This window comes from Immundisolibacter sp., assembly GCF_028696615.1.
In the GTDB taxonomy this organism is placed as follows: Bacteria; Pseudomonadota; Gammaproteobacteria; order Immundisolibacterales; family Immundisolibacteraceae; genus Immundisolibacter.
In genome coordinates this window covers 1-6603 of record NZ_JAQVGQ010000101.1, presented here as the reverse complement: position 1 = coordinate 6603, position 6603 = coordinate 1, and the positions used below count along the sequence as shown (strand labels likewise).

The window sequence follows — 6603 nt, the reverse complement described above, 5'->3', positions numbered from 1 at the left end:
GCCATTCTGGCTCGCCCCAACAGGCGCCACCGCCGGCCCTGGCCGGCGGGTGCGCATCGCTATAATCCGCGGCTTTCACTGGGCCTCCCGGCCCGCCATGCGAGACCGTCGGTGACCTTCCAGGACCTCATCCTTCGCCTGCAGACCTACTGGGCACGCCAGGGCTGCGCGCTGATGCAGCCGCTCGACATGGAAGTCGGCGCCGGCACGTTTCACCCGGCCACGTTTTTGCGCGCGCTCGGGCCCACGCCGTGGGCGGCGGCCTACGTGCAGCCGTCGCGCCGGCCGACCGACGGCCGCTACGGGGAAAACCCCAACCGCCTGCAGCATTACTTTCAGTTCCAGGTGGTGATCAAGCCCTCGCCGCTGGTCATCCAGGACCTCTACCTCGACTCGCTGCGCGAGCTCGGCATCGACCCCACGGCGAACGACGTCCGCTTCGTCGAGGACAACTGGGAATCGCCCACGCTCGGCGCCTGGGGACTCGGCTGGGAGGTGTGGCTGAACGGCATGGAGGTGACGCAGTTCACCTACTTCCAGCAGGTGGGCGGCCTCGAATGCCGGCCGGTGACGGCCGAGATCACCTACGGCCTCGAGCGCATCGCCATGTACCTGCAGGGCGTCGACAGCGTGTACGACCTCACCTGGGTGGACGGGCCGCAGGGGCGCATCACCTACCGCGACGTGTACCACCGCAACGAGGTGGAGCAGTCGCACTACAACTTCGACCACGCGCCGGTGCCGGCGCTGCTGGCCGCGTTCGACGCCGCCGAGGCCACCTGCCAGGCGCTGGTGGCGGCCAGCCTGCCGCTGCCGGCCTACGAGCAGGTGCTCAAGGCCTCGCACAGCTTCAACCTGCTCGACGCGCGCCGCGCCATCGGCGTCACCGAGCGCGCACGCTACATCCTGCGCGTGCGCACGCTGGCGCGGGCGGTGGCGGAAGCCTACGCCGCGCCGGCCACGGAGGCCGCCTGATGGACGCGCTGCTGATCGAGATCGGCACCGAGGAGCTGCCGCCGCGCTCGCTCGCCGCCCTCGCGGCGGCATTCGCCGACAACTTGCTGCGCGGCCTCGTCGATGCCGGCCTTGCCGATGCCGAGGCGGCCAGCCAGTGGTTCGCCAGTCCGCGGCGCCTGGCCGTGCGCGTACCGGGCGTGCGTGAGCAGGCCGCGGCGCGGCAGATCGAGCGCCGCGGTCCGGCGCTCAAAGCCGCCTACGATGCCAACGGGCAGCCGACGCGGGCGCTGCTGGGCTTCGCGCAATCCTGCGGCGTGGAGGTGGCGGCGCTCGAAACGGTCGAAACCGACAAGGGCGCCTGGCTGGTGCACCGCGCCGTGCAGGCCGGCGAATCGCTGGCGGCGGCGCTGCCGCGCCTGTTCGATGCGGCGCTCAAGTCGCTGCCCATCGACCGGCGCATGCGCTGGGGCAACGGCGAGCATGGCGAGTTCGTGCGCCCGGTGCACTGGCTGGTCGCGCTGCACGGCAGCGCCGTGCTGGATCTCACGCGCTTTGGCCTCACCGCCGGCAACACCAGCCGCGGGCACCGCTTCCACCACCCGCAGCCGGTCGTCATCGAACACGCCGACCGCTACGAGGCGCGCCTGGCCGCGGCGCACGTGATCGCCGACTTCGCCGAGCGCCGGGCGCGTGTGGCGCAGTGCGTAGAAAGCGCCGCCCACACACTCGGCGGGCAGGCCGTGCTGGACGATGCGCTGCTGGACGAAGTGACGGCGCTGGTGGAGTGGCCGGTGGCGATCGCCGGCGCCTTCGACGCCGGCTTTCTGGAGGTGCCGGCGCCGGTGCTGATCGCCGCCATGCGTGACCACCAGAAATACTTCCACGTGCTGGATGCGCACGGCCGGCTGCTGGCGCACTTCATCACCGTGGCCAACCTCGACAGCCCAGAACCGCAGCGCGTGCGCGCCGGCAACGAGCGCGTGCTGCGCGCGCGCCTGGCCGATGCCCGCTATTTCTGGGACACCGACCGGCAGCGCCCGCTGATCGAACGCACCGCCGCGCTCGACGGGGTGGTGTACGAGCAGCGCCTGGGCACGCTGGCCGACAAGACGCTGCGCGTCGAGCGTCTGGCGGGCCTTTTGGCCGGCGAGCTCGGCGCCGATGCCGCGCACACCGTGCGCGCGGCGCGTCTGGCCAAGGCGGACCTGCTGACCCAGATGGTCGGCGAGTTCCCGGAGCTGCAGGGCGTGATGGGCGCCTACTACGCCGCCCACGACGGCGAACCCGAACCCGTCTGCACCGCCATCCGCGAGCACTACCTGCCGCGCCAGGCCGGCGACGCGTTGGCGAGCACGCGCGAGGGCCTGGCGCTGGCGCTCGCCGACCGGCTCGACACGCTGGCCGGCATCATCGGCGTCGCCGGCACGCCGGGCGGCGACCGCGACCCGTTCGGCCTGCGCCGGGCGGCGCTCGCCGTGGCGCGCATGCTGATCGAGGCCGAACTGCCACTCGATCTGCCGGCGCTGCTGGACGCCGCCGCCGAGCCGTTCAACAAACCCGGCCTCGCCGCGCAAGTGTTCGACTTCGTGCTCGATCGGCTGCCGGCTTATTACGAAGCGCAGGGTTTCCTGCCCGACGAAATCGACGCCGTGCTCGGCCTGAAGCCCGGCCGGCTGCTCGATCTCGACCGCCGCCTGCGCGCCGTGGCGGACTTTCGCCGCCTGCCGCAGGCGGCGAGCCTGATCGCCGCCAACAAGCGCATCGCCAACATCCTGGCCAAGGCCGGCGCCGAGGCGGGCGCACTGCCGGTCGATGCGAGTCTGTTCGAGTCCCCCGCCGAAGGCGCGCTCGCGCAGGCGCTCGCCGCCGCCGAGGCGCACGCCGCCGCCTGCCTGCCGCGCGGCGATTACGCGGCGCTGTGCGAGCGGCTCGCCACGCTGCGCGAGCCGGTCGACGCCTTCTTCGACGCCGTCATGGTGATGGCCGACGATGTTGCCCGGCGGCGCAATCGCCTGGCGCTGCTCTCGCGCCTGCACCGGCTGTTCCTGGCGGTGGCGGACCTGTCGCGCCTGCAAGGGTGAGAGCTTGTGAATTTTTCAAGCTCCGAGGCCGGCCAGGGATGGCCGGACGCGAATCGAGCCCGCAAGGGCTTGATTCGCGGGAGCCCGTTCGGGCGTGTACCGGACGGGCGACGCAAGAAATGCGCAGCACGCGCATTTCTTCACAAACCCTGAGCGCCGCGGCCTTTTCGGCTGATGGCCGCCGCCGCTGGCTGATCCTGGACCGCGACGGGGTGATCAACCACGACCGCGCCGCCTACGTCCGCAGCCCTGCCGACTGGCACCCAATCGCCGGCGCGCTGGCGGCCATCGCGCGCCTGCACCGCGCCGGCTTCGGCCTTGCCGTGGCCACCAATCAATCGGGGGTCGGGCGGGGCTATTTCGACCTGCCGACGCTGAATGCCATCCACGCCAAAATGCTCGCCGCCGTCGCCGCCGCCGGTGGCCGGCTGGATGCGCTCGCCTACTGCCCGCACGCGCCGGACGCACACTGCGCCTGCCGCAAACCCAAGCCCGGCCTGTTGCTGCGGCTGATGGACGAATGCGGTTTCGTGCCCGCCGACGCGGTCATGATCGGCGACGCCGCGCGCGACATCGAAGCCGCCCGGGCGGCCGGCATGCCGGCCATCGCGGTCGGCGAGCGGGCCGACGTGCTCGCCAAGACCCATGCCGTGCCGGGTTTCCCCACTCTCGCCGCTGCCGCCGACTGGCTGCTGGAGGACCACTGGCCATGCTGACGTTCCTGCGCTCGCTGCTGTTCTCGATCGGGATGGTGGTCACCATCATCGCCTACGGCGTGCTGGTGCCGCCGGTGGCGCTGCTGCCGTTCCCGCGCCGCTACGCCTTCACGCGCCACTGGGCGCGCACCAACCTGCGCTGGCTGGAGCTCACCTGCGGCGTGCGCTACCGCGTGATCGGCCACGAGAACCTGCCCAAGCGGCCGGCGGTGGTGCTCTCCAAGCACCAGTCCACCTGGGAAACACTGGCGTTCCAGGAAATCTTCCCGCCGCTGGTGTGGGTGATGAAACGCGAACTGCTGTGGCTGCCGCTGTTCGGCTGGGGCCTGGCGCTCGGCCGGCCGATCGCCATCGACCGCAAGGCCGGCCGGCGTGCCATGGAACAGATGCTAAGCCAGGGCAAGCAGCGCCTGGCCGACGGCCTGTGGGTGGTGATCTTCCCGGAAGGCACGCGCATGCCGCCCGGCCAACGCGGGCGCTATCGCCCCGGCGGCGCACTGCTCGCCGTGCAGGCGCAGGTGCCGGTGGTGCCGGTCGCCCACAACGCCGGCGAGCTGTGGGGCAAGCGGCAGTTCCTGAAATACCCCGGCACCATTACGGTGGCGATCGGACCGCCCATCGAAACCAGCGGCCGGGATCCTGCGGCAGTGCTCAAACAGGCCGAGGATTGGATTGAAAACACGATCAGTGGCACGATCACGCCCGCGCGCTCGACACCGGCGTGATATCGAACGGCCGATCGAGGGCGCGGCGTGCGCGTGTCGCGTACCGCAATGAGCCGAGATTTCCCGGCAACGGAGAACTCGGCGTTTTCCTAAGCCGCGGCACCGGCGTCCCGATGACGACCGGGCCTGCACGACACGAACCGTGAAAACGATTTTTTCACGACTTCAGAGAGGGATGTCATGAACACCAACAAACACCTGCTGATCGCCACGGGACTGGCCGCACTGGTCGGTACCGCCGCCGCGGATGAACTCGACCGGCGCTGGTACCTGTCGGCCGGCATCGGCTATGCGTTCGCCGACGACGACCGCGAACTGCCCGGCACCGGCTGGGACATCGACGGCGGCCCGGCTGCGTTCGCCGGCATCGGCAAGGCCATCAACGACTGGCTGAACCTGGAGCTGAACCTCAAGGGCAACCGCTACGATCTGGGCGGCGGCAATGACGACTGGAAACAATACGGCGCCACCTTCGACGGCCTGTTTTTCTTCAACCGCAACCCGAAGTGGGCCCCGTACGCCGTGCTCGGCGCCGGTGAAATGCACAGCACCAAGCCGGGCAAGAACTGGAACACCCCGATCGTGGAAGCCGGCCTCGGCGTGATGCACGTGGTCAACGACAGCGGCGATACCCTGCGCGCGGAAGTGCGCCACCGCTGGGATTTCACCGACCTGGATCGCCTGCCGGGCAACGACGACAAGACCTTCGACGACTGGACGCTGATGGTCGGCGTCACCATCCCGCTGGGTAAGCGTGCGGCGCCTGCGGCGCCGGTGGCGGTGGCGGCCGCCGAACCCGCACCGACCCCCGCCCCGCCACCGCCCCCACCGGTCACCACCACCCAGGTGCTCGATGGCGTCAAGTTCTGCTTCGACTGCGACTGGCTGTCCAACGAGGCCAAGGCCATCCTCGACGGTGACGCCATGGCCATCGTCAAGGCGCATCCGAACGCCAGTTTCGAGATCGCCGGCCACACCGACGCCATCGGCAGCGAGCAGTACAACCTGCGCCTGTCGCAGCGCCGCGCCGAAGCCGTGCGCGACTACCTGGTCCAGAAAGGCGCCGATCCCAGCCGGATGACGGCGGTCGGTTACGGTGAAAGCCAGCCGGTGGCCGACAACGCCACCGCCGCCGGCCGCGCCCAGAACCGCCGTGTCGAGCTGCGCGTCACCGAAAAGCCTTGATACCGCACCGGCCCCGAACATGGCTCGCCACGTTCGGGGCCGGTGACATTTGGGAGGCACCGGTCGATCGGCGGCGCTTGGGGCTTGATCACAAGGAGTCCCCGCGGGCTTCAATTGGACTACCATGCCGGCGGCTCGGCGTTCGAACCCTTGCCGGTGCGCGTCATGTGCAACGGCCTCCGATCAATCACAAGCGAGGTATCGCATGAACCCGACAACAAAATCCCTGCTCGCCGCCGTCGGCCTGGCCGCGCTGTGCGGCGCGGCGGGCGCGCAGGACCTCGACCGGCGCTGGTACCTGTCCGGCGGCCTGAGCTACACCTTCGCCGACGATGACCGTGAGCTGTTCGGCCACGGCGTGGACGTGGACGACGGCCCCGGTGGTTTCGTCGGCGTCGGCAAGGCCATCAACGACTGGCTGAACCTGGAACTGAACCTCAAGGGCCATCAGTTCGACCTGGATCGCTCCGGCGACTGGAAACAATACGGCGCCACCATCGACGGCTTGGTGTTCTTCGACCGCAACCCGGCGTTCGCGCCGTTCGCGGTGCTGGGCGCCGGCGCCCTGCACAACGACATCTCGCACGTCGACGAGAGCACCTCGCCGGTGGTCGAGCTCGGCGTGGGCTTCATGCACGACATCGACGACGACGGCGCCAAGCTGCGCGTCGAGGCGCGTCATCGCTGGGACTTCGCCGACATCGACGTGCCCGGCGGCGACAGCACGTTCAACGACTGGGTGGTGATGGCCGGCGTCAGCATTCCGATCGGCGCCCGCCCGCAGGCCGCGCCAGCCGCTCGCCCGGTGCCCGAAGTGGCCACGCCCCGGCCGTTGCCCGCACCCACGCCGACACCCGCCCCGGTCACCGAAACAGTCGTGCTCAAGGGGGTCAATTTCTGCTTCGACTGCGCCACCCTGTCCGAAGAGGCCAAGGCGAT

6 protein-coding genes are annotated in these 6603 nt (G+C 70.3%); all 6 read left to right on the top strand.

From position 1 onward, the window contains the following. Positions 1-111: 111 nt before the first annotated feature. Positions 112-975 carry a glycine--tRNA ligase subunit alpha gene (gene glyQ / locus PHC73_RS08090; RefSeq protein WP_300126570.1) on the top strand — a complete coding sequence of 288 codons (864 nt, stop codon included), beginning with the start codon at positions 112-114 and terminating at the stop codon, positions 973-975. After that, entirely contained in the window at positions 975-3038 is a 2064-nt protein-coding gene (gene glyS / locus PHC73_RS08085; protein ID WP_300126568.1) for a glycine--tRNA ligase subunit beta, read from the top strand. The genes glyQ and glyS overlap by 1 nt, the downstream gene beginning before the upstream one ends. A gap of 119 nt (positions 3039-3157) precedes the next feature. Continuing rightward, complete coding sequence (gene gmhB, locus PHC73_RS08080; protein ID WP_300126566.1) at positions 3158-3754, top strand: D-glycero-beta-D-manno-heptose 1,7-bisphosphate 7-phosphatase; 597 nt, start codon at positions 3158-3160, stop codon at positions 3752-3754. Then, a complete protein-coding gene (locus PHC73_RS08075; protein WP_300126564.1) occupies positions 3748-4479 on the top strand; it encodes a 1-acyl-sn-glycerol-3-phosphate acyltransferase in 732 nt (243 codons plus the stop codon). Before gmhB ends, PHC73_RS08075 begins: the two co-directional genes overlap by 7 nt. Before the next feature lie 180 nt (positions 4480-4659). After that, positions 4660-5664: an OmpA family protein gene (locus PHC73_RS08070; protein WP_300126562.1), complete on the top strand. Its 1005-nt coding sequence runs from the start codon at positions 4660-4662 to the stop codon at positions 5662-5664. A 205-nt stretch (positions 5665-5869) separates the two neighbouring features. Next, a partial coding sequence (locus PHC73_RS08065; protein WP_300126560.1) for an outer membrane beta-barrel protein occupies positions 5870-6603 on the top strand: 734 nt, incomplete at its 3' end.

Bases quoted from the DNA above. Each gene is read 5' to 3' on its own strand.
- glyS (WP_300126568.1), top strand. From the start codon at position 975: ATGGACGCGCTGCTGATCGAGATCGGCACCGAGGAGCTGCCGCCGCGC.
- gmhB (WP_300126566.1), top strand. From the start codon at position 3,158: ATGCGCAGCACGCGCATTTCTTCACAAACCCTGAGCGCCGCGGCCTTT.
- PHC73_RS08075 (WP_300126564.1), top strand. From the start codon at position 3,748: ATGCTGACGTTCCTGCGCTCGCTGCTGTTCTCGATCGGGATGGTGGTC.
- PHC73_RS08070 (WP_300126562.1), top strand. From the start codon at position 4,660: ATGAACACCAACAAACACCTGCTGATCGCCACGGGACTGGCCGCACTG.